Source organism: Neisseria sp. HMSC078H04, assembly GCF_001838135.1.
Lineage (GTDB): Bacteria > Pseudomonadota > Gammaproteobacteria > Burkholderiales > Neisseriaceae > Neisseria.
Window position 1 is genome coordinate 146,752 of the sequence record NZ_KV835834.1, and the last position, 22,390, is coordinate 169,141.

23 protein-coding genes are annotated in these 22,390 nt (G+C 48.5%); 7 read left to right on the forward strand and 16 right to left on the reverse strand.

Annotated elements, in window-relative coordinates:
• Nucleotides 1-11 precede the first annotated feature (11 nt).
• Entirely contained in the window at nucleotides 12-827 is an 816-nt protein-coding gene (hpnC, locus tag HMPREF2560_RS05005) for a squalene synthase HpnC (protein ID WP_070608893.1), read from the forward strand.
• 48 nt (nucleotides 828-875) lie between these two features.
• Here hpnC and htpX read toward each other — a convergent pair whose 3' ends face one another.
• The 6 genes from htpX to surE all read right to left on the reverse strand — a co-directional run bounded on the left by htpX (nucleotide 876) and on the right by surE (nucleotide 6,949).
• Nucleotides 876-1,715, reverse strand: coding sequence for a protease HtpX (gene htpX, locus HMPREF2560_RS05010; RefSeq protein WP_070608895.1), 840 nt, complete (start codon nucleotides 1,713-1,715; stop codon nucleotides 876-878).
• A 189-nt stretch (nucleotides 1,716-1,904) separates the two neighbouring features.
• Complete coding sequence (gene hemF / locus HMPREF2560_RS05015) at nucleotides 1,905-2,813, reverse strand: oxygen-dependent coproporphyrinogen oxidase (RefSeq protein WP_070608897.1); 909 nt, start codon at nucleotides 2,811-2,813, stop codon at nucleotides 1,905-1,907.
• A gap of 196 nt (nucleotides 2,814-3,009) precedes the next feature.
• Nucleotides 3,010-3,543 carry a C40 family peptidase gene (locus HMPREF2560_RS05020; protein WP_070609029.1) on the reverse strand — a complete coding sequence of 178 codons (534 nt, stop codon included), beginning with the start codon at nucleotides 3,541-3,543 and terminating at the stop codon, nucleotides 3,010-3,012.
• Between the two features lie 43 nt (nucleotides 3,544-3,586).
• Entirely contained in the window at nucleotides 3,587-5,110 is a 1,524-nt protein-coding gene (locus HMPREF2560_RS05025) for a phospholipase D family protein (protein WP_070608899.1), read from the reverse strand.
• Nucleotides 5,111-5,188: 78 nt separating this feature from the next.
• Nucleotides 5,189-6,100 carry a peptidoglycan DD-metalloendopeptidase family protein gene (locus HMPREF2560_RS05030; protein WP_070608900.1) on the reverse strand — a complete coding sequence of 304 codons (912 nt, stop codon included), beginning with the start codon at nucleotides 6,098-6,100 and terminating at the stop codon, nucleotides 5,189-5,191.
• A gap of 93 nt (nucleotides 6,101-6,193) precedes the next feature.
• Entirely contained in the window at nucleotides 6,194-6,949 is a 756-nt protein-coding gene (surE, locus tag HMPREF2560_RS05035) for a 5'/3'-nucleotidase SurE (protein WP_070608902.1), read from the reverse strand.
• Between the two features lie 98 nt (nucleotides 6,950-7,047).
• Between surE and HMPREF2560_RS05040 the strand changes: the two genes are divergently transcribed.
• Complete coding sequence (locus HMPREF2560_RS05040) at nucleotides 7,048-7,386, forward strand: cupin domain-containing protein (protein WP_070608904.1); 339 nt, start codon at nucleotides 7,048-7,050, stop codon at nucleotides 7,384-7,386.
• A 55-nt stretch (nucleotides 7,387-7,441) separates the two neighbouring features.
• Here HMPREF2560_RS05040 and HMPREF2560_RS05045 read toward each other — a convergent pair whose 3' ends face one another.
• Both HMPREF2560_RS05045 and HMPREF2560_RS05050 read right to left on the reverse strand, forming a co-directional pair.
• Nucleotides 7,442-7,810, reverse strand: coding sequence for a rhodanese-like domain-containing protein (locus HMPREF2560_RS05045; protein WP_070608906.1), 369 nt, complete (start codon nucleotides 7,808-7,810; stop codon nucleotides 7,442-7,444).
• A gap of 112 nt (nucleotides 7,811-7,922) precedes the next feature.
• Nucleotides 7,923-8,258 (reverse strand): carboxymuconolactone decarboxylase family protein, encoded by a 336-nt coding sequence (locus HMPREF2560_RS05050; RefSeq protein WP_003686488.1) that lies wholly within the window; start codon nucleotides 8,256-8,258, stop codon nucleotides 7,923-7,925.
• A gap of 128 nt (nucleotides 8,259-8,386) precedes the next feature.
• Between HMPREF2560_RS05050 and HMPREF2560_RS05055 the strand changes: the two genes are divergently transcribed.
• Complete coding sequence (locus HMPREF2560_RS05055) at nucleotides 8,387-9,343, forward strand: AraC family transcriptional regulator (protein ID WP_070608907.1); 957 nt, start codon at nucleotides 8,387-8,389, stop codon at nucleotides 9,341-9,343.
• 101 nt (nucleotides 9,344-9,444) lie between these two features.
• Here the strand turns inward: HMPREF2560_RS05055 and typA are convergent, their stop codons facing one another.
• Complete coding sequence (gene typA / locus HMPREF2560_RS05060; RefSeq protein WP_070608909.1) at nucleotides 9,445-11,256, reverse strand: translational GTPase TypA; 1,812 nt, start codon at nucleotides 11,254-11,256, stop codon at nucleotides 9,445-9,447.
• A gap of 418 nt (nucleotides 11,257-11,674) precedes the next feature.
• Between typA and bfr (HMPREF2560_RS05065) the strand changes: the two genes are divergently transcribed.
• Entirely contained in the window at nucleotides 11,675-12,139 is a 465-nt protein-coding gene (gene bfr, locus HMPREF2560_RS05065) for a bacterioferritin (RefSeq protein ID WP_063075816.1), read from the forward strand.
• A gap of 29 nt (nucleotides 12,140-12,168) precedes the next feature.
• Nucleotides 12,169-12,642, forward strand: coding sequence for a bacterioferritin (gene bfr / locus HMPREF2560_RS05070; RefSeq protein WP_003680736.1), 474 nt, complete (start codon nucleotides 12,169-12,171; stop codon nucleotides 12,640-12,642).
• A gap of 121 nt (nucleotides 12,643-12,763) precedes the next feature.
• On the opposite strand, the gene HMPREF2560_RS05075 is transcribed toward bfr (HMPREF2560_RS05070), so the two are convergent.
• A complete protein-coding gene (locus tag HMPREF2560_RS05075; RefSeq protein ID WP_070608910.1) occupies nucleotides 12,764-13,879 on the reverse strand; it encodes a methyltransferase in 1,116 nt (371 codons plus the stop codon).
• A gap of 226 nt (nucleotides 13,880-14,105) precedes the next feature.
• Between HMPREF2560_RS05075 and HMPREF2560_RS05080 the strand changes: the two genes are divergently transcribed.
• Complete coding sequence (locus HMPREF2560_RS05080; protein ID WP_049330811.1) at nucleotides 14,106-15,899, forward strand: 2-isopropylmalate synthase; 1,794 nt, start codon at nucleotides 14,106-14,108, stop codon at nucleotides 15,897-15,899.
• 83 nt (nucleotides 15,900-15,982) lie between these two features.
• On the opposite strand, the gene HMPREF2560_RS05085 is transcribed toward HMPREF2560_RS05080, so the two are convergent.
• The 5 genes from HMPREF2560_RS05085 to HMPREF2560_RS05105 all read right to left on the reverse strand — a co-directional run bounded on the left by HMPREF2560_RS05085 (nucleotide 15,983) and on the right by HMPREF2560_RS05105 (nucleotide 18,613).
• Entirely contained in the window at nucleotides 15,983-16,315 is a 333-nt protein-coding gene (locus tag HMPREF2560_RS05085) for a hypothetical protein (RefSeq protein WP_070608912.1), read from the reverse strand.
• A gap of 96 nt (nucleotides 16,316-16,411) precedes the next feature.
• Nucleotides 16,412-16,897 (reverse strand): 5-(carboxyamino)imidazole ribonucleotide mutase, encoded by a 486-nt coding sequence (gene purE / locus HMPREF2560_RS05090; protein ID WP_070608914.1) that lies wholly within the window; start codon nucleotides 16,895-16,897, stop codon nucleotides 16,412-16,414.
• 79 nt (nucleotides 16,898-16,976) lie between these two features.
• A complete protein-coding gene (locus HMPREF2560_RS05095; RefSeq protein ID WP_070608916.1) occupies nucleotides 16,977-17,732 on the reverse strand; it encodes a tetratricopeptide repeat protein in 756 nt (251 codons plus the stop codon).
• Between the two features lie 14 nt (nucleotides 17,733-17,746).
• Nucleotides 17,747-18,415: a class I SAM-dependent methyltransferase gene (locus HMPREF2560_RS05100; RefSeq protein WP_070608917.1), complete on the reverse strand. Its 669-nt coding sequence runs from the start codon at nucleotides 18,413-18,415 to the stop codon at nucleotides 17,747-17,749.
• A gap of 12 nt (nucleotides 18,416-18,427) precedes the next feature.
• Nucleotides 18,428-18,613, reverse strand: a complete 186-nt coding sequence (locus tag HMPREF2560_RS05105) for a DUF3460 family protein (RefSeq protein WP_003680728.1) — start codon at nucleotides 18,611-18,613, stop codon at nucleotides 18,428-18,430.
• A 216-nt stretch (nucleotides 18,614-18,829) separates the two neighbouring features.
• Between HMPREF2560_RS05105 and HMPREF2560_RS05110 the strand changes: the two genes are divergently transcribed.
• Nucleotides 18,830-20,182, forward strand: a complete 1,353-nt coding sequence (locus tag HMPREF2560_RS05110) for a polynucleotide adenylyltransferase PcnB (protein ID WP_070608918.1) — start codon at nucleotides 18,830-18,832, stop codon at nucleotides 20,180-20,182.
• A gap of 117 nt (nucleotides 20,183-20,299) precedes the next feature.
• Here HMPREF2560_RS05110 and rpoD read toward each other — a convergent pair whose 3' ends face one another.
• Entirely contained in the window at nucleotides 20,300-22,252 is a 1,953-nt protein-coding gene (gene rpoD / locus HMPREF2560_RS05115; RefSeq protein WP_070608919.1) for an RNA polymerase sigma factor RpoD, read from the reverse strand.
• Between the last annotated feature and the right edge of the window lie 138 nt (nucleotides 22,253-22,390).

Consider the following 22,390-nt stretch of genomic DNA (forward strand, 5'->3'; position numbering starts at 1 on the left):
TCGGATTTCCCATGTCAGTCAATCATTACGAAAACTTCCCAGTCGGCTCCATTGTGCTGCCGCGCCGTTTGCGCAAGCCGGTTCATGCCGTTTACGCTTTTGCACGGACGGCGGACGATATTGCCGACGAAGGCAATGCCGAAGCAGCCGAACGCCTGCGCCAACTGGACGAACTGAAGGCAGAGTTAGACCGCATTGCACAAGGCGGGAAAACGCAAACGGCTTTGATGCAGCGTTTGTACAACGAAGCGATTAAGCCGTTTCAATTACCTTTGCAACCGTTTTATGATTTGCTGGCGGCGTTCAGTCAGGATGTAGTCAAAACCCGTTATGAAAACTTTGGCGAATTGATTGCCTATTGCCGCTTGTCCGCCAATCCTGTAGGGCGCATTATGCTGCATTTGTACGGGCAAACCGATGAAGTGAGCATGGCGCAAAGCGACGGCATTTGCACAGCTTTGCAGCTGATTAATTTCTGGCAGGACGTGGCGGTAGATTGGCAGAAAGGGCGCGTGTACATCCCTCAGGAAGATTTGCAGAAGTTCAAAGTCAGCGAAGGGCAGATTGCGGTCGGTAAAGCCGACTTTGCTTTTCAACGACTGATGGCGCATGAGTGTCAACGTGCTTTTCAAATGCTGAAGGCAGGCTCGCCGTTGGGCAAAACCCTCAAAGGGCGAATCGGTTTTGAGCTGCGCATGATTATTGTCGGCGGCCAGTTGATTTTGCAAAAGCTGGACGGTTGCAAATATGACGTGTTTAACCAGCGCCCGCTGTTGGATAAGAAAGACTGGATGATTATCATCAAACGGGCTTTGATGAAGAAATAAAAAAAGGCCGTCTGAACTTGATGTTTCAGACGGCCTTGATGTTTTCGATTAGCGGTTTTTCAAACGGTTGATGCGGTTGTCCAAAGAAGGATGGGTGCTGAACCAAGAATCTTTGGCTTCACTGGCAATGCCCATTGCCGTCATGGTTTGCGGCAGGTCGCTGGTACTGCCTTTTAAACGTTGCAGGGCGGCAATCATTTTTGGCGCGCCCACCAGTTTTGCAGCGCCCGCATCGGCGCGGTATTCGCGTTGGCGGCTAAACCACATCACGATGATGCTGGCGAGGAAGCCGAATACGATCTGCAATACCATGCTGACCATGAAATATGTACCTTGCGACGTACTGCCGTCATTGTTGCGCGCCGCCATGCTGGAAACAATACGCGCCAAGAAGACAACAAAAGTATTCACAATACCTTGAATCAGCGTCAGCGTTACCATATCGCCGTTGCCGACGTGTGCCATTTCATGCGCCAAAACGGCTTCGACTTCATCGCGGGTCATGTGGTCGAGCAGGCCGGTGCTGACAGCGACGAGCGAGCTGTTTTTGGTCGCGCCGGTTGCAAAGGCATTAGGCTCTGGAGAGTCGTAAATGGCTACTTCCGGCGTTTTCAGATTCCATTGGCGGGCTTGTGCTTCAACAGTTGCCAACAGCCAAGCTTCTTCTTCGCTTTGGGGCTGGTCGATAACGACGGCGCCGACCGAATGTTTGGCGATGGTTTTCGACATCAGCAGGGAGACAATCGAGCCGCTGAAGCCGACGACTGCGGAATAAGCCAACAGGCTGCTGACTTGGTCGGTGCTGTTGATGCCCAAGATGGCCAAAATAACACGGATGACAACCAGAACTGCGATATTGGTTGCGATAAATAAGAAAATGCGTTTCACCGATTATTCCTTTTTAGTGTGGTTTGTGAGGTAATTTTTATATGGGCGCATTGTCTCAAAAACTCTATAGAGATGAAACAGCATGATAGGCAAAGGTATGCAAATTCAAAGCAATTGAAGCAAAGGCCGTCTGAAAAGGTAGTCTCAACCAGTGAGAATCGCTTTTCAGATGGCCTCTTATAGGTAAAACTATCTGCCGGCTTCTTCCAGCCAGTTGCGCGGTATAAGGAATTGATTGAGACGTGCTTCGGGTGAACCTTCTTCCGGTGCATATTGATACTCAAAGCGAACCAAAGGCGGCATAGACATTAAAATGCTTTCTGTACGGCCGCCGCTTTGCAGACCGAACAGTGTGCCTCTGTCCCAAACCAAGTTAAATTCCACATAGCGTCCGCGACGGTAGAGTTGGAAATCGCGTTCACGTTCTCCATAAGGCGTATTTTTGCGTTTTACCACAATCGGCAGATACGATGCGATATAGCCTTCCCCGACTGCCTTAATAAAATTCAAGCAGGTATCGAAATCCCAGCGGTTTAAATCGTCAAAAAACAGGCCGCCCACGCCGCGTGTTTCGTTACGGTGTTTCAAATAGAAATATTCGTCACACCATTGTTTGAATTCAGGATAAACCGATTCGCCAAATGGCACGCATACGTCCCGAGCCACTGTGTGCCAATGCACGATATCTTCTTCAAAAGGATAAAAGGGCGTCAAATCAAAGCCGCCGCCAAACCACCAAACCGGCTCGGCATTTTCAGGGTAGGCAATAAAAAAGCGCACATTGGCATGGCTGGTCGGGACATAAGGATTTTTCGGATGAATGACCAGCGACACGCCCATGGCTTCAAACGCCGCGCCTGCTAATTCAGGACGATGGGCCGTAGCAGAAGCCGGCATTTGGGTTCCCTTTACATGCGAGAAATTCACACCTGCCTGCTCGAATACTGCGCCGTTTTTCAATACGCGGGTTTCGCCGATACCCAGTTTCCCCGTCCATGCTTCATGCACAAATTTGGCTTCGCCATCTTCTTGCTCCAGCGCGGCGCAGATTTGGTTTTGCAGGGTTTTGAGAAGGGTTAGAACGGATTCTGTGTGCATGATATATCCTTGATGGTTTGTACTTACAAAATGACAGGGCGGAAGATGATTTAAGTTGTTGAAACTGTGTGTTATCTTTCTATTGCTTTGTTATGGGTAAATTTTTGCATGGGCCTATCTTGCAATCAAGCTTTACTCATCAGCAATAGATTGAAAGGTATCGATGATATTGCGATACCTTTCAGACGGCCTTGATTTATTCAGTAAAAAAAGTATGTGCGCCCAAATAGTTTTTGGCGTAGAACGGAGTGGAAAGTTTTTCGGTTTTGATGGTTTTGCCGCTGCTGGGTGCGTGGATAAATTCGCCGTTGCCGATGTAGAGGCCGACATGGGAATATTTGTGTGCGCCGCCGGTGTTGAAAAAGACAAGATCGCCGGCTTTTAATTTGCCGTCGGGAATTTTTCGGCTGGCTGCGGCCATATCGCGCGCGGTGCGTGGCAGATTGACGTTGAGGGCGTTTTTATAGACGAATTGGATCATGCCGCTGCAGTCAAAGCCTGTGGATGTCGTGCTGCCGCCCCATTTGTAGGGCGTGCCGATCAGGCCTAGGCCGTGAAGCATCAATTCCTGCGAACCTTGGGTGCGGTCGATATGGGAAATGCGGACAGGTTGGACTTTTCTGGCGGTTGTTTGCGGCTTGTGGGATTTGTGTTTGCTGGTGGTGCCGCAGGAGGCCAACAATAGGCTGGTGGTACAAACAAATAGGGTTTTGCAGATGAGTCGAGACATGGTGAATTCCTCCGGCCGCATGATTTATGTTTTCAGACGGCCTCTATAATAATCCTTCTATGGGCAGGATGGACAGGATTTTTGAAGTAACCCGTTTCCAGAACTTGGCTTCGGGTTCGTGTGCGTAAGTTCGTTTTTCGCTTGGGTCATACCAGTATAGTTTGTTGTAATTGCCAAGCGTTACCTGATAGGCGTAGCTTGGAGTGGTCGTTACGAGGGTGCGCTGCATTTGGCCTGCGATTTCGGGGCTTTCGATGACGACGCCCATTTCGGTATTGAGGCGTGCGGAGCGTGGGTCGAGGTTGAAGGAGCCGATGAAAATGCGTTTCTCGTCCACGATGAATGTTTTGGCGTGCAAGCTGGTAGCTGAGCTACCGGTTAAGCCGCGGTCTTTGGAGGTCGGAACGGCGTGGTTGGGCTGGAGCTCATAGAGTTTGACCCCAGCTTTAAGCAAGGGCTTGCGGTATTTGACGTAGCTGGAATGGACGGCGGCAACGTCGGTTGCTTGGAGCGAATTGGTCAAAACGGTAACGTCCACGCCGTTGTGAATCAGCTTTTCTATGGCCTTAACGCCCGATTTTGTGGGCACAAAATAGGGGGAGACAAGGTAAACGCTTTTTTCGGGTTGCTTGAGGGCGTCTTGCAGGCGTTCGGAAATAGGCGGTTTATGTCGGTCTCGGTCTAAGCCTTTGGCCGGATCGTCGCTGATTAAACGTGTGCTGACGCTTTGCCATTCCATAAGGTTGCTCTGCATTTTTTGATAGAGGTTGGAGTGTTCGATGCTTTGACGGTAGCGGATGAGCGTTTGATTTTTATCTTGGTCGGTGTAATCGAGCTCTGCCAATCCTTTTTGCAGGTTTCCCCGTTTGATGATGCTGGTCGCGTTGTAGGCGGAGTGGCTTGCCCAATAGCGGTCGAAGTCTTGGGAAACTTCGGTTACTACGCGGCCTGTGGCGAGGATATCGAGGTCGGCAAAGATGGTATCGTCGTTAACCTTAAAATATTCGTCGCCGATATTGCGTCCGCCCAAAATGGTGGCACGGTTGTCGGCGGTAAACGATTTATTGTGCATTCGGCGGTTGAGACGAGGAAAATCGGCAACGTAGCCGAGTGCACGCCATTTTCTGAAAATAAAGGGGTTAAACAGACGGACTTCGATATTGGGATGATTGTCGAGTGCCAACAGGAGATCATCCATACCGTTGGTGTTGTTGTCGTCCAGTAATAAACGCACACGGACGCCGCGTTCGGCCGCGCGATGAATCAGGTTGAATAGAAGCTTGCCGGAGATGTCATTGTGCCAGATATAGTATTGTAAATCGAGGGTATGGTCGGCGGATTCAATCAGGGCGGCACGGGCGACAAAGGCTTCATGGGCATCGTTCAGCAGATAGATATGGGAAACATCAGTCTTGGAGGATGTAGAAGGAATGCCTAATGCGCTGTCCAGCCGCGGCGTTGCAGGTATGTCAAGATAACTGCTTTGGGTGCGTTCGTCCAATGATGGCAAAAACGCAGCGCAACCGCCCAATAGCAGGGTATAAAGAAAGGGAAGATGAAATTTCATGTGAAACCGGTACAAACAATCCCTACCTAAATGACATTTAGGAAGGGATTGAATTGAAATTAGGTTGCTTGAATCAGCTTAGAAGGCAACATAATTTGCCGGATTGACCGGTTTGCCGTTTTGACGGATCTCAAAGTGCAACTGGGTACGAGATGCATCGGTGTTACCCATGTGCGCAATGGTTTGACCGCGTTTAACGGTTTGGTTTTCATTAACCAGCAGGCGTTGGTTGTGGCCGTATGCGCTCAAGAATGAGGAGTTGTGTTGGATGATGACCAAGTTGCCGTAACCGCGCAAGCCTGAGCCTGCGTAAACGACTTTACCGTCTGCCGCTGCAACAACAGGCTGACCTTGTGTACCGGCGATATCTACACCTTTGTTGCTGCCGCCGAAGTTGGCGATAACGTTACCTGTAGTCGGACGCTGCCATGTGATGCCGCTGACGTTGCGGCTACTGCCGGTAGACACGGTTGGTGTATTGGCAGGTGTGCTTGGAGCCGGAGCAGTGGTTGTCGTTGTTGGAGTAGAAGGTTTGCTTGCAGAAGCTGCAGGTGCAACGTAGCCTTCAGGTTTCACGCGCAGGGTTTGACCAATGCTGATGGTGTTGTCGGCCAGGTTATTCCATGCACGCAGATTGTCTTGGGTAATGTTGTAGCGTTTGGAGATGTTGTAAACGGTATCACCACGAACAACAGTATGTGTCGCTGCATTGATATCAACAGGCGCGTAAGAAGGCGTGTAAGTGCCGGTGCTGCCGCTGTTGTATGTTGGGGCAGGTGTACTTGCCGGCGGAGTGTATGGAGCATCTGCCGCTGGGCTGGTGTTGGTATTGTAAGGCGCTGCACCGTAAGGATTGTCAGCGGTAGAGCCTGTTGTTGAACCACCGCTTTGTGTGCCGACGACTACAGGAGCCGGTTGTTGGCTGGCACAGGCTGCAAGTAATAAAACCAAAGCTGCCGATCCGGCATAAGATACACTTTTTTTCAACATGTTAATGACTTTCGTATTCGGGTAATTGTTCTCGTCGGAGCATATCATAATAAAAATATGCTTGTTTCTCAAGTGTTCGGCTGTTAGGGACTGTTAAGGCGCAGGGATTTCTGACCAAAAGGAAGCGGTTTGCTCCATTTGTCCGTAGGCAGTCAAATCGACTTGCAGGGGGGTAATCGTGATGAAGCCGGACGCGCATTCGCCAAAGTCGGTACCTTCTTCGCTGTCGGAAACATCGCCGACCGGCCCAATCCAATAAATTTGTTCGCCACGTGGATTATACATGGGAACAATGCTTTGTTCATGATGGCGACGACCGAGCCGTGTAATTTTTATGCCTTGGATATCCTCAGGTGCGACGGCAGGGATATTGATGTTCCATAAGATGGGTTCGGAAATAGGGCGTTTGAGAAAGTAGGAAAGCAGGATCCAAGCGGCTTTTTCTGCGGTTTCCCAATAACGGCCGCTGGAGTCGGCAAGCGAGAAAGCAATGGCGGGAATACCCATCAGGTAGGCTTCCGTCGCGGCGGCAACCGTACCGGAATAAAGTGTATCGTCGCCCATGTTTGCGCCGTTGTTAATGCCGGACAAAACTAAGTCGGGTTTGAAATCGGCAAGGGCGTATTGACCGACATGAATACAGTCGGTAGGCGTGCCGTTCACATAGTAAAACCCATTTTCCGCCTGTTTCAGTTGTAAAGGACGGTCTAAAGTCAGAGAATTGCTGACGCCGCTACGATCGCGTTCGGGCGCAACCACTCTAACATTGGCAAATTCTGCGCACACTCTTGCCAAAATAGCCAAACCGGGCGCAAGATAACCATCGTCGTTTGAGATTAATATGTTCATGTGACAATATTGTGTCTATCGGTAAGATGGACGGTATTGTACTGGTTTGCTTGAGCGATTGTCCACGAATCGGCAACGTTTGGGCGGAAAGGATAATAATGAAACATTATGAGTTAGACCCCAAAGCTTTATTGGGCGGCGTGATTGCTTCAGACGGCAATCAGGAGATTGTTCAGCTTTCACTGCAGAAGAATAATGAAATTCCGGCATATGAGGCGGATGCGATTATTTTGCTTTTGGTTTTAAACGGCAAAGCTGAAATCAAAACGGTGGACGAAGTTTTGCAAACCGAAGGCTTACAAGTTATCCGTCTTGAGCCGATGGAAGCACACAGCATTCGCGCCTTGGCCGATAACACCAATATTTTGGTTATCAAACAATTGATTCACGAAACCGGTCTCAGCAAACGTTTTAGATTTGGAAGTTGCTGTCTGTAATGGCAATAAAGGCCGTCTGAAAAGTTTCAGACGGCCTTTTTAAAATCAACTAGGTTTATTTCAAACCTTTTTTCACCAAGTCTTCATAACCGCCATGGTTGGTTACGTTGGTGTAGCCGGCTTTTTTCAGCTCAGTCAGCGCGGCTTCTGCACGGCGGCCGCTGCGGCAGTAGAGGTTTACCGGTGCGTTTTTATCCGGGCTGACGGATTTGATGCGGTCAACGATTTGGTCATGAGGGATATTGAGCGCACCTTGCAAGTGGCCTTCTTTAAATTCTTCGGCAGAGCGGACATCAATCCAAACGCCTTTTGCTTTTGCAGGCTGTGCCACGCTTTTTTCAACCTTAGGCATAGAGGCTGCGGAAGCGGCCAAAGGAGTGGCAATAGCGGCAGCAAAAAGTACGGCGGTCAGCAGTTTCTTCATGGTTCAATCTCCTATTAGACAGAAAACAATATGATAACTTTATCAGTTTAGCATTTCATCAGGCCGTCTGAAAGGGGAGTTGGCTTTCAGACGGCCTGATTTTACAAACCAATTAGCGTTGGGTTTCTACTGCTTCCAAAGCGCGCAAAGCGTAGGTATAAGCGGCACCTGCGTTCAGCGCGATAGCGGTGGCCAATGCTCCGGCGATTTCGCTTTCGGTTGCACCTGCTTTGGCTGCTGCTGCGGCATGCACGCTGATGCAGCTTTCGCAACGTGTGGTAATGGCAACGGCGATGGCGATTAGTTCGCGAGTTTTGGCATCCAATGCTTCGGCAGCGGCTGCTTGATCCAGTGCGCCGTAGGCTTGCAGCATTTTAGGATGGTTTTTACCCAGTTCGCCGAATGCTTTTTTTACCAAGGCTGTGTGTTCAGGCCAGTCTTTAAACATGATATGTCCTTTCTTAATGTGAGTGGATAAGATAAAAAATCCTATCCGTTTGTGTTTAGTGTGTGTATTATTGCAATAATTTGAAGATTTAAATCGTCAAAACATCTCATTTATTGGTAAAAAACACTATGGATATTTTGGATAGGCTGGTCGAATTGGCGCAGGTAAAAGGCAGCGTGGATGTTCAATGTCTTTTTCGGGGGGAGTGGTATGTGCGGCATGAGCCAAAGCGTGCGCATGGTTTGGTGCATATCGTCACTGCCGGTTCGGGTTATATCCGAATTGATGGGGAGCAAGAAGCCAAGCTGCTGAGTGCGGGGGATATCATCTTTTTCCCACGCAGCGTAGGGCATACTTTGAGCAGCGACAGCAGTTGTGAAAATCTCGGTGTTGGCGTGCTGACGACTGAAAAAGGCGCATTTAAAGTCAAGCAAAGTCATGCAGGAGGCGATGCGGCTTTGCATCTTTTCTGCGCACGGTTTGAATATGAAGCGCAGGCAGATATTATGGCAGGGCTGCCTGACACGGTTTTGCTGAATATCAACCATCCTTCTTTGCAGTATTTGGTGGCATTGTTACAGTATGAGAGCGGTCAAGCCTTGTCCGGTTCGGTAGCGGTTGTGAACGCATTGGCTTCGGTGTTGCTGGTATTTCTACTTCGAGCCAGCTTGGAAAAAAATGGGGAAGCGCAATTAAGCGGTTTGCTGAATGGTTGGCAGGACAAACGCCTGCGGAATCTGCTTCAGGCAGTAGTGGATAAGCCGGAAGAAGAATGGAATATCGAGAAAATGACCGCGATTGCTAACTTGTCTCGCGCCCAGTTAATGCGAGTATTCAAGCAGCAGACGGGAACAAGCCCGCATGCCTTTGTAAACAGTATCCGCTTACAGCAGGGGGCATTATTGTTGAAACAGACGGCGGATTCGGTTTTATCGGTTGCGCTTTCGGTCGGTTTTCAATCAGAAACGCATTTTGGCAAGGCATTTAAAAAGCAATATGGGATATCGCCGGGGCAATATCGTAAAAGTGATCGCGCTGATGAAGCAGCAGTACAAGCGGAAGAAATGCCGATTTATTTTATTTGAACAGATGATAAAAGGCCGTCTGAAAGTGTAAAAATGAAATCTAGGATTTCTAAAACACTTTTCAGACGGCCTTGATTTTAAAATGCGTCAATCAGACGGGATTAGTCCAGTTTTTTGAAATGACGGCGACGTTCCAATTCGCTCAGGTAGCGTTTACGCAGGCGGATGGATTGTGGCGTGATTTCAACCAGTTCGTCATCGTCGATGAACTCAACTGCACCTTCCAAAGTTAATTTGATTGGCGTAGTCAGGCGCACGGCTTCATCTGTACCGCTGGCACGGACGTTGGTCAGTTTTTTACCTTTCAGAGGGTTTACCACCAAGTCGTTGTCGCGGCTGTGAATACCGATAATCATGCCTTCGTAGACTTTGTCGTTTGGAGAAACGAACATACGGCCTCGGTCTTCCAAGTTCCACAGGGCGTAAGCAACGGCTTCACCTTGCTCTTGAGAAACCAGTACGCCGTTGTGACGGCCGGGCATATCGGGCTTAACCGGTGCGTAGTCGTCAAAAACGTGGCTCATCAAGCCGGTACCGCGGGTCAAGGTCAGGAATTCGCCTTGGAAACCGATCAGGCCTCGTGCTGGAATGTGGTATTCCAAGCGGGTACGGCCATTACCGTCGCTTTCCATATTGGTCAATTCGCCACGGCGGCGACCAAGCTCTTCCATAACGGCGCCTTGGTTGTCATCAGGTACGTCCACGGTCAGGTTTTCGTAAGGTTCGCATTTTTGGCCATTGATTTCACGGAATACCACGCGCGGTTTGCCGACTGCCAATTCAAAGCCTTCGCGGCGCATGTTTTCCAACAAAATGGTTAGGTGCAATTCGCCACGGCCGGAAACGCGGAATACATCAGCGTCGGCAGTATCTTCAACACGTAGGGCAACGTTGGTCAGCAATTCTTTTTGCAGACGGTCGCGGATTTGGCGGGAAGTCACGAATTTGCCTTCAGTACCGGCCAAAGGAGAAGTGTTGACCATAAAGTCCATGGTCAGGGTCGGCTCGTCCACGCTCAACATAGGTAAGCCTTTGGGATTGTCTTTGTCAGTAATGGTTACGCCGATACCGATGTCTTCGATACCGGAAATAATCACGATGTCGCCGGCTTCAGCTTCTTCCAACGGTACGCGTTCCAAGCCTTGGAAACCCAACAGTTGGTTGATACGGCCTTGGGCAACTTGTTCTTCATGGTTCATGACGGCAACGACTTGGCCGGGTTTTATGCGGCCGTTCAGGATGCGGCCGATACCAAGGCGGCCGGTGTAGTTGTCGTAGTCCAGTTGGGAAATTTGGAGTTGCAGCGTTGCGTCTGCGTTACCGCTTGGAGGAGGCGTGTGTTTCAAAATGGTCTCGAACAGAGGGCGCATATCGCTGCTCTCGTCGTTTTCATCCAATTTGGCAAAGCCGGACAGGCCGGAAGCATAGACGATAGGGAAGTCCAATTGTTCGTCGGTTGCGCCCAAGTTGTCGAACAATTCGAATGTTTGGTCGATAACCCAGCTTGGACGGGCAGACGGTTTGTCGATTTTGTTGATGACAACGATAGGTTTCAGACCCAAAGCCAAGGCTTTTTTGGTCACGAAACGGGTTTGCGGCATAGGGCCTTCTTGTGCGTCAACCAACAGTACGACGCAGTCAACCATGCCCAATACACGTTCCACTTCGCCACCAAAATCGGCGTGTCCCGGGGTATCTACGATGTTGATGTGGTAGCCTTCGTATTCAATAGCGGTATTTTTAGCGAGAATGGTAATGCCGCGTTCTTTTTCAAGATCGTTGCTGTCCATTACGCGCTCTTCTACTTGCTGGTTGGAACGGAATGTACCGGACTGACGCAGCAATTGGTCAACTAATGTGGTTTTGCCATGGTCGACGTGGGCGATGATGGCAATATTGCGGATTTGTTTCATGATAATTTATGTGTTTCAGCTAGGTGCTTAAATAAAGATAACTGGTAATTATAGCACGATTCCTAAGTATTGACCGAGTAGAAGATTCAAAAAAATGAGGCAAAAGCAGTTGAGAATAATTCATAATTAAATTTGATTGATTTTGTTGGATTATTTGCTTTTATTTATGGTTAACGAATGTAAATGTTTTTGAATGATGCAATGGATTCTTAATACTAATCTCAAAAAATTGTTATTAAAAACAGGGGGTTAATTTTTCAGACGGCCTTTTAGGCGGGTTAAATTTTTTGATAATTGTTTGTATTTTAAATAGAAAATTTGTCAAAAGTGCTGCTTGTGCATACAATTACGTCATTCCGTAACAACACACGAATCTTCATTTCGTGATCGTCAACTTTTAAAAGAAAGAGAAAGAATTATGCAAGGCAACCAAGCAGTTATTGATTACATGAACGAATTATTGTCTGGCGAGTTGGCTGCTCGCGACCAATATTTTATCCACTCTCGCATGTACTCTGAATGGGGTTACACCAAACTGTTCGAACGTTTGAACCACGAGATGGAAGAAGAAACCACTCACGCCGAAGACTTCATCCGTCGTATCCTGATGTTGGGCGGTACTCCTAAAATGACCCGTGCCGAACTGAACATCGGTACCGACGTGGTTTCCTGCCTGAAAGCGGACTTGAACACCGAATACGAAGTACGCGATGCGCTGAAAAAAGGCATCAAATTGTGCGAAGAAGCTCAAGACTATGTTACTCGCGATTTGATGGTTGCCCAACTGAAAGACACTGAAGAAGATCACGCTCACTGGTTGGAACAACAACTGCGTCTGATCGAATTGGTCGGCGAAGGCAACTACTACCAAAGCCAACTGTAATTTAGCGTATAACGTATAAGGAGCTGAATATGAAAGGCGATCGCTTAGTTATTCGCGAGCTGAACAAAAACTTAGGTTTGTTGCTGATTACCATTAACCAATACTTCCTGCATGCCCGCATTTTGAAAAACTGGGGCTTTGAAGAATTAGGTGAACATTTCTTCAAACAGTCCATCCGCGAAATGAAATCCGCAGACGATTTGATCGAGCGTATTTTGTTCTTGGAAGGCCTGCCTAATCTGCAAGAATTGGGTAAACTGTTGATCGGTGAATCTACCGAAGAAATCATTGCCTGCGATCTGAAAAAAGAGTATGAAAAACATGATGCTCTGGTTGCAGCCATCGCTCTTGCAGAAGAGCAGCAAGACTACGTCAGCCGTGATTTGTTAGAAAAACAAAAAGACATCAACGAAGAACACATTGACTGGCTTGAAACTCAGCAGGAATTGATTGGCAAAGTTGGTTTGCCAAACTACCTGCAAACAGCGGCGCAAGAGGACTAAAACACAAACCACTGCCAAATATAGCAGTCCCTGCTCCCATCAACGGCATATCTTTACGGATATGCCGTTTTCTTTTATGGAAATGCTTAAAGGCCGTCTGAATGTTCAGACGGCCTTGATTTTATATCGCTTTCAAACGGTATAGATAAGTAGTTTCCTTGTTTCTGGCAAACGCCAAAGGATCGGATTCATCTATTGCTTTTTTGTGTTGCGGTTTGGTTTTCAGAATATCAACTACATTGAGTGAGGCCGTCTGAAAGCATTGTTGTAAAAAGTCTTTATCGCGCAAATGCAAGTGTTCTGCTAAGTCGGAAATAATCAGCCAAGCTTCGCCGTTTGGATTTAAGTGATGACGTACGCCGTTGATGAACGCAGTCAGCATGGCATTGTTTGGGTCGTAAAGTGCAGTTTCAATGGCGGAGGTCGGTTTTGCCGGCAGCCAAGGTGGATTGCAGACGATAAGGTCGGCGCAGCTTTCGGGAAATAAATCAATCGATTGAATGCTGACAGCTTTATCTAAGCCTAGGCGTTCGAGGTTTGCTGTGGCGCAGGCTATTGCTTTTGAGTTGGTGTCTGTGGCAATGATGTCGGGTATGCCTCGCTTGGCCAAAATTGCGGCAATAACACCTGAGCCGGTGCCGATGTCAAAGGCCGTCTGAATATTGGGAGCGAGTGGTGCTTGGGCGATTAAATCCAAATATTCGCCACGCAGTGGAGAGAATACGCCGAAAGGAACATGGATTTTTCTATTAAGCTGCGGAATGTCTATGCCTTTTTTGTGCCATTCGTGCGCACCGATAAAGCCCAGTAATTGATTTAGCGGTAAGAGAAACGGTTTGTCGTTTGGTGTGTCGTAAACATCGTACAGGGCGGCGTAGATGTCGGGTGCGCGTGCATTGTCCAGTTGAAAATTCGGTTGGATTTCAACGGCAAGCATATTGAGCAAACGGCTTTGCTGAGCCTGTTTCATACGGTGGGCGTGGAAGGCCGTCTGAATATCGGCGGGTGCGCCTTTCTTTTTTTCAGACGGCCTGCGGATACGCTTTTTCATTGCGGCCAAGACTTGCTTAGCATTGTGAAAATCGCCAGTCCAGACAGTTGCAGTTTGCGCGTGGGCATTTTTTAAAATTTCTGCTGTGGCTGCTTCTTGGATGTAAACCGCCTGCTTGGGTGGCTTTTGTGTGCTTTCGTTGCGCCATTCGATGTCGGAGCGGTTGGTAGGGATGGTATGGGGCATAATGTGTTTCAAATCGGGGAAATAGGGGATTAGTTTACTATATTTAGGATGTGTTCGGTTTGAGAGGGGCTGTTAATAGTCTAAATTAGACAAAATGTATAAAAATTTCTCTATTTTTAAAATTTACACCAATATTTTGATAAAAATAGATTGTCGTTTTGTCTAAAATGAGTATAATGCAAAACCAGAACACAATAATCTTAATCAGATTTGGACAAGGAACATCATGCAATTAGACATTGACCGTTTGGTTGCCTATTTTGGTGGCGTAAACGCGCTGGCCGAAGCCCTGAAACAGCACGACCCGGAAAATGCTGCGACCACAGCGGCTATCTACAAATGGCGTACACGCGGTTCCCTGCCTTTGGCTCAGTTGCAAAAACTGACCGCTTTGGCGGAAGCGCAAGGTAGACCGCTTGATTTGAATGCTTTTTTACAAAAAAACGAATCTCTGGAGAGAACAGAAATGACACAAACCAACCGCGTTATCATTTTCGATACCACCATGCGCGACGGCGAGCAGTCGCCTGGTGCATCCATGACCAAAGAGGAGAAAATCCGCATTGCCCGCCAGTTGGAGAAAATGGGAGTGGATGTGATTGAGGCGGGTTTTGCCGCCGCCAGCCCGGGCGATTTCGAGTCGGTTAATGCGATTGCCAAAATCATTACCAAATCTACAGTTTGCTCATTAGCTCGTGCCGTTGAAAACGATGTGCGTAAAGCAGGCGAAGCTGTTTCCCCTGCTCCGAAAAAACGTATTCACACTTTTATCGCCACCAGCCCCATCCACATGGAGCACAAACTGAAAATGAAGCCGCAGCAGGTCATTGATGCGGCGGTCAAAGCGGTGAAAATTGCCAAAGAATACACTGATGATGTGGAATTTTCTGCCGAAGACGCAGTGCGTTCGGATTTGGACTTCCTTGCCAAAATCTTTACGGCGGTTATCGAAGCGGGGGCGACTACTATCAACATTCCCGATACTGTCGGCTACTCCATACCTTCCGTATGGTACGAGCGTATCAGCAACATCATCAAAAGCGTGCCCAACGGCGACAAAGTAGTCTGGTCGACCCACTGCCACAACGACTTGGGTATGGCGGTTGCCAACTCGCTGGCCGCTGTTCAGGCAGGTGTGCGTCAGGTGGAATGTACCATCAACGGCTTGGGCGAACGCGCGGGCAATGCCAGCCTTGAAGAAATCGTGATGGCGTTGAAAGTGCGTCATGATTTGTTTGGCTTGGAAACCGGCATCGATACCACGCAAATCGTGCCGGTATCCAAACTGGTGTCCACCATTACCGGCTATCCGATTCAGCCAAATAAAGCAGTAGTTGGTGCAAATGCCTTTGCACACGAATCAGGCATTCATCAGGACGGCGTGTTGAAACACCCTGAAACCTATGAAATCATGACTGCCGAATCAGTTGGCTGGTCAACCAACCGCCTGACTTTGGGTAAACTCTCCGGCCGTAATGCTTTCAAAACCAAGCTGGCAGATTTGGGTATTGAGTTGGAAAGCGAAGAGGCGTTGAATGCAGCATTTGCACGCTTCAAAGAGCTGGCGGATAAGAAACGCGAAATATTTGATGAAGACTTGCACGCTTTGGTGTCTGACGAAATGGGCAATATGAATACCGAAAGCTACAAATTCATTTCCCAAAAAATCAGCACTGAAACCGGCGAAGAACCGCGCGCCGATATTGTGTTCAGTATTCGCGGTGAAGAAAAACACGCTTCCGCTAGCGGCTCAGGCCCTGTTGATGCCATCTTCAAAGCCATTGAAAGCGTAGCACAAAGTGGCGCGACCTTGCAGATTTACTCTGTCAATGCGGTAACTCAAGGTACAGAAAGCCAAGGCGAAACTTCCGTCCGTCTGCAACGTGGCGACCGTGTGGTCAACGGCCAAGGTGCGGATACCGACGTATTGGTGGCAACTGCCAAAGCCTATTTGTCTGCGCTGAGTAAATTGGAATTCGGCCAAGCCAAGCCAAAAGCGCAAGGCAGAGGCATGATTTAATGCTTTGAACAAGTAAAAGGCCGTCTGAAAACGTTGTAATACGTTTTGGACGGCTTTTTTATTAGGCTAAAGAACCAACTCGGTTATTGAAGTTTCAGCAGCCTATCTTGTTCGACGGACAATACGCCGTTTACTTTTTTGAAATAGGCAATGGCATCTTCAATATTAGTCTTGGAAGATGGACGGATAGCAATACCGTGCAGGTTTTTGTATTCGTAAATCAAAGTTGCACCTGAGGTTTTTACTGCTTTTAGCAATGGCGCGGAACCGGTTTGGGCATCATAGAAGATAATCAGATTGCCGGTTGTATCTTGGGCTTGTTGCTGAGATGGAATGGCAGTTGATTGAGTAGGAATGCTTGGGCTTTGGCAGGCACAAAGCATGGTGGAGAGTAGGATAAATGCTAGTGTTTTCATGGCATTAATTTAATTTGATAAAAGACTAAGGCCGTCTGAACAATCGTAAAACGAAATCAAAGTTTCCATTTACAACGTTCAGACGGCCTTAGTCCGTTATGCTTCAGGCAATTCCATGGCTAGAACGGTTTGTTCTTGTTTGGCACGGAAAGCCGCCAGTTTTTCAGCCAATTCAGGATTTTCGTTGGCCAAAAGTGAAATGGCAAACAGCGCTGCATTGGCCGCACCGGCTTCGCCAATGGCAAATGTGGCAACAGGAACGCCTTTGGGCATTTGAACAATCGAAAGAAGGGAGTCTTCGCCGCGCAGATATTTGCTGGGAACGGGAACGCCCAAGACGGGAACCGTGGTTTTGGCGGCGACCATGCCCGGCAAATGCGCTGCGCCGCCTGCGCCGGCAATGATGGCTTTGATGCCGCGTTTGCGTGCGGTTTCGGCGTATTCAAACATCAAATCAGGCGTACGGTGTGCAGAGACGACACGCGCTTCATATTCAACGCCGAATTCTTTGAGAAATTGTGCCGCCTGCTGCATCACCGGCCAATCGCTGTTGCTGCCCATAATAATGCCGACTTGGATCATGAGGAGTTCCTTTTGCTTGAATGGATTAAGGGTAAAAAATGTTCAGACGGCCTAGGGGATGACAAGGCCGTCTGAACGTTTATCTTTGTTTAAGGCTGATGGAAGCGCGTTTTGCCGCTTCGCTGTTGGGGAAGCTTTGTATCAGTTTGCGCCATGTGCTGCGGGCGATGTCTTTTTGTTGCAGTTTGTATTGGCACTGACCGATACTGTACATGGCATCAGGAGCTTGCGGGCTGTTGCGAAATCGGTTGGCGTAGCGGTTGCCGATTTCGATAACGGATTCGCAATTGCCTAGCCGCTGTTGGCTTTGCAGAAGCAGATACATATTTCGGCGGGCAATTTCGCTGCCATTACCGCCGTCAGCCTCTTTCAAAATGGCCACTGCGGCGGAGAAGTTGTTGCGTTGGTAGTATTTTTGCGCCTGATTATAAAGGCGCAGTTCGTTTTGCGAAGCTGAGTCTGTCTCAGACGGCACGCCGCCGCCATTGGCCAAATAGTTCATTTTCAGCTTGTGGTCGTCCAAACGCTGGGCTTTGGGTTTGGGAGCCAAAGGGGTTGGGCGTTTGATGGTTCGCTGTTGTTCCAATGTGTGCAGGCGTTGATTTAATTCTTCAACGGTGCGTTCCAGTCGGGCAATTTGTATGCCCAAGTGGTCAATCTGGGTTTGTTCGTCCAAGCGCGGATAGGGAATATTTTTTTCAGGCAAAGGCTCGCGCGGAATATCCGGCAGGACAAAGTTGGCATTGTCGGCAGGTTTAGGAGGATGGGAAACGGCACATGATGCGGCCAATAGAGTAAGCGGTAAAAGAAACAGGGAATGTGATAATGTTTTCATCGGATTGTGTCGTTTTATTTTTTTAGTAGCAGTGTCAAACCGTCGCCGATAGGGAGGGTAATGGGAGTAATGCGTGTATCGTGCGGCAAATTTTGGTTGAAATGGCGCAGGATATCCAAGCTGGGCGGATCGTTTTCGGCAGCTTCATTCATGACGCGCCCGCCCAATAAGATATTGTCGATGGCAATTACGCCGCCACTCCGTACCAGTTGCAAACAGCGTTCAAAATATTTCGGCGTAGGCGGTTTGTCGGCATCGATAAGCGCCAAGTCATAGCTTTCCGATTCGCCTTGCACAATCAAATCGTCCAAAGTCAGCAAAGCCGGTTGCAGATGAAGCGAGATTTTATGCGCTATGCCTGCTGCCTGCCATGTTTCGCGGGCAATATCGGTAAAGGTTACATTGATGTCGCAAGCCGTGATTTTGCCGTCTTCGGGGAGGGTAAGCGCCATGGCGGTACTGCTATAACCGGTAAAGACGCCAACTTCCAAATATTTTTTGGCATTCAACAATTTGGCCAACCACACCAACATGGCCGCCTGCTCTTGGGCGATGGCCATCTTTCCCAGACGATGTGATTGGGTACGCTCGCGCAATGCGGTCAAAACGGGATGTTCGTGCTGACCGATGCTGTTGAGGTAATGTTGTAATGCCGGATCGGTATTGTGCGTGTTGGTCGTCATGCCGATACGGGATTAGTCTTGGTAGTAGGTGTAGGGTTTTTTGTTGACTTTGGCCGCTTCAAATTCGGCCTGCTCTGTTGGATTGAGGGTAACATCCCACAGCAAATGGCGGTTTTCGAGGCGTTGCGCTTCCATTTCGGGATTGTCTTCCATGAGTTTGTCGAGGAATTGGGTAGCTTCGGATTTGTAGTGGTACATGATGTTCTGCCTGAATCGTTGTCAGACCGTCATTATAGCCGATATTTTTTGCCAATACGCTAATTAATCGAACTTCCATAAGGTATAATGGCACGTCTTTTTTAGGCCGTCTGAAGCCTTTGCTCAATGTTTTGCGCCTTCTGCGGCAGAATATTGTGCAAAGGCTTAAGCCAGACAAGTTTCAGACGGCCTTTTTTATTGTGAAAAGAGCTGCTTATGTTAAAAAAATGGCTGCATAAAGTGTTGCCTAAAAAACACGTCAAATCGTTGCCCGAAAAGGAAATTATTCCGTTTGAGCAACACGGTATCCGTGCGGATATGTTGAGCTTTGCCGCGGAGAAAATTGCCAAACGCCTGCATGAAGCCGGTTTTCAGGCTTATGTTGTGGGCGGTGCCGTTCGGGATTTGTTGCTCGGAGTCGAGCCCAAAGATTTTGATATTGCAACCGATGCCACGCCGGAGCAAATCCGTAAAATATTCCGCCGCAGCCGCATTATCGGCCGCCGCTTTCAAATCGTTCATGTGATGATCGGCCCTGAAACTATTGAAGTCACGACGTTCCGCGGTGGTGATAAGGTTCAGCAAAATGCGCAAGGCCGCATTATGAAGGACAATACTTACGGCAGCATTGAAGAAGATGCCATGCGTCGCGACTTTACTTGCAATGCGCTGTATTACGACCCGATTAAAGAGGAGATTTGGGACTTCCATCAGGGCGTGGCTGATGTTGCCGATAAAAAATTGGTGATGATAGGCGATCCTGCCGAACGCTATCAGGAAGACCCAGTCCGTATTCTTCGTGCCGTCCGTTTGTCGGGCAAGTTGGGCTTTGAAGTGGAAGAGCAAACCGCTTTGCCGATTGCCAAATATGCAGGCCGTCTGAAAAATGAGCCGGTGGCCCGTCTTTTTGACGAAATCATGAAAATCCTGTTTTCCGGCCATTCACGTGCCTGTTTGAAACGGTTGAACGAGTTGGGTATTCCCGAAGGCATCCATCCGCTTTTAGATGCCTTGAAAACTGCCGAAGCGACTGAAAACCGTATGATTATGTTGGCCTTGAAAAATACCGATGAGCGCCTTCGTGCGGATAAGTCTGTTTCCGTCGGTTTTGTATTGGCGTCGGTATTGTGGCCGACACTAAACGCCATTTGGCAACGCAATCAAAGCCATGGTCAAAAACCTGTCCCTGCGTTGATGGATGCGATGAACACCATGCGCGATACGGTAGAGAAAGGTTGGGGCGTACCGCAACGATTTTCTGCAACCATGCGTGAAATTTGGCAATTTCAGCCGCAATTCGACAATATGCGCGGCGCACGCCCATATCGTCTGCTATCACAAGCCCGTTTCCGAGCTGCTTATGATTTCCTGATTTTGCGTAGCGAGATTGGCGAGGTTGATAAAGAGATGGCTTCTTGGTGGACAACTTTCCAACATGCCGATGAGGAAACACGCCAGCAAATGACAGCAGCCAATGATCACAAACGTCAGAAACAAAGTGGATCAACTGACGGCAAACTCAAACGTCGCCGCCGTCGTCCGAAAAAGAAAACCACTGAGGCCGAATAAATTATCAAAATAAATTTAAGGCCGTCTGAAACGATTAAATCTTTTGGGATTTGGTTTTCAGACGGCCTTTTTGTATTGCAATAAAAAACCGCAGGCTTTTTAACCTGCGGTTTGCTTTTATGATTTGTTTTCTTCGCTGTCGAGGAAGCTGCGGAGGCGGTCGCTACGGGTTGGGTGGCGCAGCTTGCGCAGTGCTTTGGCTTCGATTTGACGGATACGTTCACGGGTTACGTCAAATTGTTTGCCGACTTCTTCCAAAGTGTGGTCGGTATTCATATCGATACCGAAACGCATACGCAAAACTTTGGCTTCACGCGGCGTCAGGCTTTCGAGGATTTCTTTAGTTACTTCGTGCAGGCTGGTGTACATCGCAGCTTCTGCCGGAGCAACGTTGTTGGCATCTTCGATGAAGTCGCCCAAGTGCGAATCATCGTCATCGCCAATCGGTGTTTCCATGGAAATCGGCTCTTTGGCGATTTTCATGATTTTGCGGATTTTGTCTTCCGGCATTTCCATCAACTCGGCCAGTTTGGCAGAATCAGGTTCTTCGCCGGTTTCTTGCAGGTATTGGCGCGAGATACGGTTCATTTTGTTGATGGTTTCAATCATGTGAACCGGAATACGGATGGTACGCGCTTGGTCGGCGATAGAACGGGTAATCGCTTGACGGATCCACCATGTGGCGTAAGTTGAGAACTTGTAGCCGCGGCGGTATTCGAATTTGTCCACCGCTTTCATCAGGCCGATATTGCCTTCTTGAATCAAATCAAGGAACTGCAAGCCGCGGTTGGTGTATTTTTTGGCAATGGAAATAACCAAACGCAAGTTGGCCTGAATCATTTCCTGTTTGGCTGCTGAGGTTTCTTTCTCGCTTAACACCATGTTTTTGTTGATTTCTTTCAACTCTTCGATGGAAATTCGGGTTTCGGCTTCCATATTTGCCAGCTCGGTTTGTTTTTCGAGGATGGCGTGGCGGAAACGATCCAATGCGTTTGCCCATACACGGCCTTTCGCTACTTCTTCTTCTACCCATTTCAAATCAGTAATGGCGGGCAGGAAGTTTTTGATGAAGTAGTCGCGTTCCATGCGGACGCGGTCGATACAGATGTCGCGGATTTCGCGTTCGAGTTTACGGATGTTTTCAACGCGGCTGCGCAGGTTGCTGCTCAGGTTTTCGATTTGACGTGTGGCAAAACGGACTTCTAACAGTTTGTTGGCAATGGCATCACGGTGTTTCAGGTAGTTGGCGTGCAGGCTGCCGTATTTTTCCAACTGCTTGATCATTTTGCCGTATTCGCTCTCGATAAAGGCGAAGTGTTCCAAAACTTTTTGCTTCAGTTCGGCCAAATGGGCAGCGGATATGGCTTCAGAGTCGCTACCTGAATCGTCTTCATCTTCATCGTCGCCATCTTCATCATCGCTAACGGTTTCGCCTTCTTCGTCATCTGGTTTGGCATTTTCCAAATGACCCAAGCCCAATTCGTTCAACAAGACTTCATTAGGGTCGATGATGGCTTCAACCACTTCATCAACACGGATTTCGTCGTTGCGGACTTGTTCGATCAAAGCCAGAATTTCGGCAATCGAGCCAGGGCAGGCGGAGATTGCCTGCACCATGTTTTTCAGTGCATTTTCGATTTTTTTGGCGATGATGATTTCGTCTTCACGCGTCAACAGATCGACTTGCCCCATTTCACGCATATACATACGCACAGGGTCGGTAGTGCGGCCAAATTCTGAATCTGCACTGGAGAGTGCTGCTTCGGCTTCTTCAACGGCATCGTCGTCGGTCATGGCGGCGGCGTTGTCGCTCAAGAGGATGTCTTCAGCATCGGGGGCTTGCTCGGTTACTTGGATACCCAGGCCGGAAATCATGCTGACGATGTTGTCGATTTGCTCGGCATCGGACATATCGTCGGGCAGGGCGTCGTTAATTTCGGAATAAGTGATGTAGCCGCGTTCTTTACCCATGATAATGAGTTGGCGCAGACGCGCGCGTTGCTCTTCGATACTTAAGGGACGGTTGTCGTCTTGGTCTTGGTATTCTTCGTAGTTTTGATTTTTAGACATGGATTGCTCTCTAGGTTGATAGGATGCCGACGGTTTACGGTGATGTGGCCGTACCTGAAGGCGGAGCAGAGCTTTTTGTTGTGAAATCAGATTTCACTTTAATACTCTGAGGTCGTCTGAAAATATTACAGATGGAGT

Excerpts from the sequence above, each read along its gene's own strand:
- hpnC (WP_070608893.1), top strand. The coding sequence starts at position 12 with ATGTCAGTCAATCATTACGAAAACTTCCCAGTCGGCTCCATTGTGCTG.
- hemF (WP_070608897.1), bottom strand. The coding sequence starts at position 2,813 with ATGCACACAGAATCCGTTCTAACCCTTCTCAAAACCCTGCAAAACCAA.
- HMPREF2560_RS05020 (WP_070609029.1), bottom strand. The coding sequence starts at position 3,543 with ATGTCTCGACTCATCTGCAAAACCCTATTTGTTTGTACCACCAGCCTA.
- HMPREF2560_RS05025 (WP_070608899.1), bottom strand. The coding sequence starts at position 5,110 with ATGAAATTTCATCTTCCCTTTCTTTATACCCTGCTATTGGGCGGTTGC.
- HMPREF2560_RS05030 (WP_070608900.1), bottom strand. The coding sequence starts at position 6,100 with ATGTTGAAAAAAAGTGTATCTTATGCCGGATCGGCAGCTTTGGTTTTA.
- surE (WP_070608902.1), bottom strand. The coding sequence starts at position 6,949 with ATGAACATATTAATCTCAAACGACGATGGTTATCTTGCGCCCGGTTTG.
- HMPREF2560_RS05040 (WP_070608904.1), top strand. The coding sequence starts at position 7,048 with ATGAAACATTATGAGTTAGACCCCAAAGCTTTATTGGGCGGCGTGATT.
- HMPREF2560_RS05045 (WP_070608906.1), bottom strand. The coding sequence starts at position 7,810 with ATGAAGAAACTGCTGACCGCCGTACTTTTTGCTGCCGCTATTGCCACT.
- HMPREF2560_RS05050 (WP_003686488.1), bottom strand. The coding sequence starts at position 8,258 with ATGTTTAAAGACTGGCCTGAACACACAGCCTTGGTAAAAAAAGCATTC.
- HMPREF2560_RS05055 (WP_070608907.1), top strand. The coding sequence starts at position 8,387 with ATGGATATTTTGGATAGGCTGGTCGAATTGGCGCAGGTAAAAGGCAGC.
- typA (WP_070608909.1), bottom strand. The coding sequence starts at position 11,256 with ATGAAACAAATCCGCAATATTGCCATCATCGCCCACGTCGACCATGGC.
- bfr (WP_063075816.1), top strand. The coding sequence starts at position 11,675 with ATGCAAGGCAACCAAGCAGTTATTGATTACATGAACGAATTATTGTCT.
- bfr (WP_003680736.1), top strand. The coding sequence starts at position 12,169 with ATGAAAGGCGATCGCTTAGTTATTCGCGAGCTGAACAAAAACTTAGGT.
- HMPREF2560_RS05075 (WP_070608910.1), bottom strand. The coding sequence starts at position 13,879 with ATGCCCCATACCATCCCTACCAACCGCTCCGACATCGAATGGCGCAAC.
- HMPREF2560_RS05080 (WP_049330811.1), top strand. The coding sequence starts at position 14,106 with ATGCAATTAGACATTGACCGTTTGGTTGCCTATTTTGGTGGCGTAAAC.
- HMPREF2560_RS05085 (WP_070608912.1), bottom strand. The coding sequence starts at position 16,315 with ATGAAAACACTAGCATTTATCCTACTCTCCACCATGCTTTGTGCCTGC.
- purE (WP_070608914.1), bottom strand. The coding sequence starts at position 16,897 with ATGATCCAAGTCGGCATTATTATGGGCAGCAACAGCGATTGGCCGGTG.
- HMPREF2560_RS05095 (WP_070608916.1), bottom strand. The coding sequence starts at position 17,732 with ATGAAAACATTATCACATTCCCTGTTTCTTTTACCGCTTACTCTATTG.
- HMPREF2560_RS05100 (WP_070608917.1), bottom strand. The coding sequence starts at position 18,415 with ATGACGACCAACACGCACAATACCGATCCGGCATTACAACATTACCTC.
- HMPREF2560_RS05105 (WP_003680728.1), bottom strand. The coding sequence starts at position 18,613 with ATGTACCACTACAAATCCGAAGCTACCCAATTCCTCGACAAACTCATG.
- HMPREF2560_RS05110 (WP_070608918.1), top strand. The coding sequence starts at position 18,830 with ATGTTAAAAAAATGGCTGCATAAAGTGTTGCCTAAAAAACACGTCAAA.
- rpoD (WP_070608919.1), bottom strand. The coding sequence starts at position 22,252 with ATGTCTAAAAATCAAAACTACGAAGAATACCAAGACCAAGACGACAAC.